This window comes from Microcoleus sp. OTE_8_concoct_300, assembly GCF_031383065.1.
Taxonomy (GTDB): Bacteria; Cyanobacteriota; Cyanobacteriia; order Cyanobacteriales; family Microcoleaceae; genus Microcoleus.
In genome coordinates this window covers 1-2,262 of record NZ_JANMZH010000070.1, presented here as the reverse complement: position 1 = coordinate 2,262, position 2,262 = coordinate 1, and the positions used below count along the sequence as shown (strand labels likewise).

The window sequence follows — 2,262 nt, the reverse complement described above, 5'->3', positions numbered from 1 at the left end:
TCGCACGGAATTCACGCCGAACCCATCACCTTTGGCTTTAAACTAGCAGGATGGCTGGCAGAAGTGTTTCGCAACCGCGCCCGATTAGTGAATTTGCGATCGTCCATTGCAGTCGGCAAAATCTCCGGCGCAGTCGGAACCTATGCTAATATCGATCCGCGAATAGAAGCGATCGCCTGTCAAAACCTCGGACTCGAACCCGATACCGCATCCACTCAAGTCATTTCGCGCGATCGACACGCCGAATACGTCCAAACCTTAGCACTCTTAGCAGCATCGATCGAGCGTTTTGCAGTAGAAATCCGCAACCTGCAACGCACCGACGTTCTCGAAGTCGAAGAATACTTTGCCAAAGGGCAAAAAGGCTCATCCGCCATGCCCCACAAACGCAACCCGATTCGATCCGAAAGACTCACAGGGATGGCGAGAATTGTCCGCGCCAACGCCGTCGCAGCCTTAGAAAACGTAGCGCTTTGGCACGAACGAGACATCTCTCACAGTTCCGTAGAACGGATGATTTTGCCCGACAGTTCTACAGTAACTCACTTCATGTTAGTAGAAACCACAGACTTAGTAAAACACCTGCTAGTCTATCCCGAAAATATGAAGCGAAACATGAACCTTTACGGCGGAGTCATCTTCAGCCAGCGCGTGATGTTAGCCTTAGTAGAAAAAGGCACCAGTCGCGAAGACGCCTACAAAATTGTGCAATCTTGTGCTCACGAAGCTTGGAACAAACCGGGCGGCAATTTCTACAATTTAATTGCTAAGGACGATCGCGTTACTGCTAAGATGACGAGCAAGGAAATTGATGATTGTTTCGATCCGCAGTATCAATTGAGGCACTTAGATTTAGTATATCAGCGCTTGGGAATTTAAAAACAGGACGCTGGGCAAACGTGTCACACGACCATCGATTGGTAGGGTGCGTCAGACGAAGTTCTAGAGCAATTATCGAGGGTTTAGTATTCTGACGCACCTTAATAAGAGTGTTAGTTGCGTAAAATCGTTGACAATTGTTTCTGAATAATTAAACCGCAGAGGGCGCAGAGGGCGCAGAGTCAGAGAATAGAGAGATGAATAATTCCGATACCAACGGATTTGATCTGACTTCTTCCTTCGTGTTCTTCGCGTCTTCGCGGTTCCATAATACTAAATTTGATCGCCCTTGTGTCGCCGCAGATACGCCTGCAATGCTTTTGTATAAAGCTCACTGCGCGATCGCCCTAACTGACTAGCCAAAGCCTCGGCTTCTTCAAAAACTAAATCTGGAAGTGAAATTGCAGTTTTCATAGCTCCCCTTGCTGTTACGGTGACATCATAATATTGGTTATAGCATAGAACAACGACCTCAATCTACTTTTTAACACTCACAATCCCAACAGCTATGAAATTTAATCGTTTTGGAAAATACTTAATCGCATTTATGCTAGTGTTGCTATGTGCTATCGGTCTGCACCATACAACCTTTGTCCGCGCCCAGGAGCCGCCACAAGTGCAAATTCCCCCACCAGAACCCAACCCAATAGTACCTGAAAGTATTTTCATGAGTCAACTTCCCAGTTGGGCGCGACTGGTTGACATCCGCACCGTAAATCGCAACATTCGCCTCGATATCCGATACGCCACTACTAACAATTTCTTGAAACGAAAACTTTACCCTATATCGAAGTGCGCCTTGAGAAGTTCTGTTGCTCAAAAGTTAGCGCTAGTTCAAACAGATTTGGAAAAAATTGGATTGGGTTTGAAAGTTTACGATTGCTACAGGCCTTTCTCTGTGACTAAGCAAATGTGGGAAGTTATGCCAGATCCGCGCTATGTTGCTAATCCTGCTAGGGGTTCGCGGCACAATCGCGGTGCTGCTATTGATTTGACTTTAGTCGATCGCACCGGCAAAGAATTAGAAATGCCAACACCCTACGATGATTTTACCGAAAAAGCTCACGCAGATTATCAAGGCGGCAGCGCGGAATCTCGGAAAAATCGTCAAGTGCTTAAGGATGCGATGAAAAAACAGGGATTTATCGGTATAACAACTGAATGGTGGCACTTTGATTCGGAAGATTGGCAGAAGTTTGCGATTCTTGATGTGTCGCTTGGGGCGATTCCTTAATTATACTATTTAAGTAGTTAAGCAAAATTAATTACATAATTATCTCCAAACTCTTTAAGAATTTTTTCTACAGATGAAACAAGAGATTGCCAGCTAGAGTAGGCATCTATTTCGAGCCATGTATATTTGATAAACCGCCACAAAATTTC

General features: G+C 45.4%; 3 protein-coding genes. 2 read left to right on the top strand and 1 reads right to left on the bottom strand.

What is annotated here, in order from left to right; all coding sequences use genetic code 11:
- Positions 1 to 879, top strand: an 879-nt coding sequence (gene purB, locus ACUVJL_RS03575; RefSeq protein WP_445244590.1) for an adenylosuccinate lyase, incomplete at its 5' end; no start/stop codon positions are given.
- A gap of 273 nt (positions 880 to 1,152) precedes the next feature.
- Here purB and ACUVJL_RS03570 read toward each other — a convergent pair.
- Positions 1,153 to 1,293 (bottom strand): hypothetical protein, encoded by a 141-nt coding sequence (locus ACUVJL_RS03570; RefSeq protein ID WP_445244589.1) that lies wholly within the window; start codon positions 1,291 to 1,293, stop codon positions 1,153 to 1,155.
- Between the two features lie 94 nt (positions 1,294 to 1,387).
- Between ACUVJL_RS03570 and ACUVJL_RS03565 the strand changes: the two genes are divergently transcribed.
- Complete coding sequence (locus ACUVJL_RS03565; protein ID WP_445244588.1) at positions 1,388 to 2,113, top strand: M15 family metallopeptidase; 726 nt, start codon at positions 1,388 to 1,390, stop codon at positions 2,111 to 2,113.
- Positions 2,114 to 2,262: the final 149 nt, after the last annotated feature.

What these genes read in the sequence shown, in the direction of transcription:
- ACUVJL_RS03570 (WP_445244589.1), bottom strand. Translation starts at nt 1,293, where the DNA reads ATGAAAACTGCAATTTCACTTCCAGATTTAGTTTTTGAAGAAGCCGAG.
- ACUVJL_RS03565 (WP_445244588.1), top strand. Translation starts at nt 1,388, where the DNA reads ATGAAATTTAATCGTTTTGGAAAATACTTAATCGCATTTATGCTAGTG.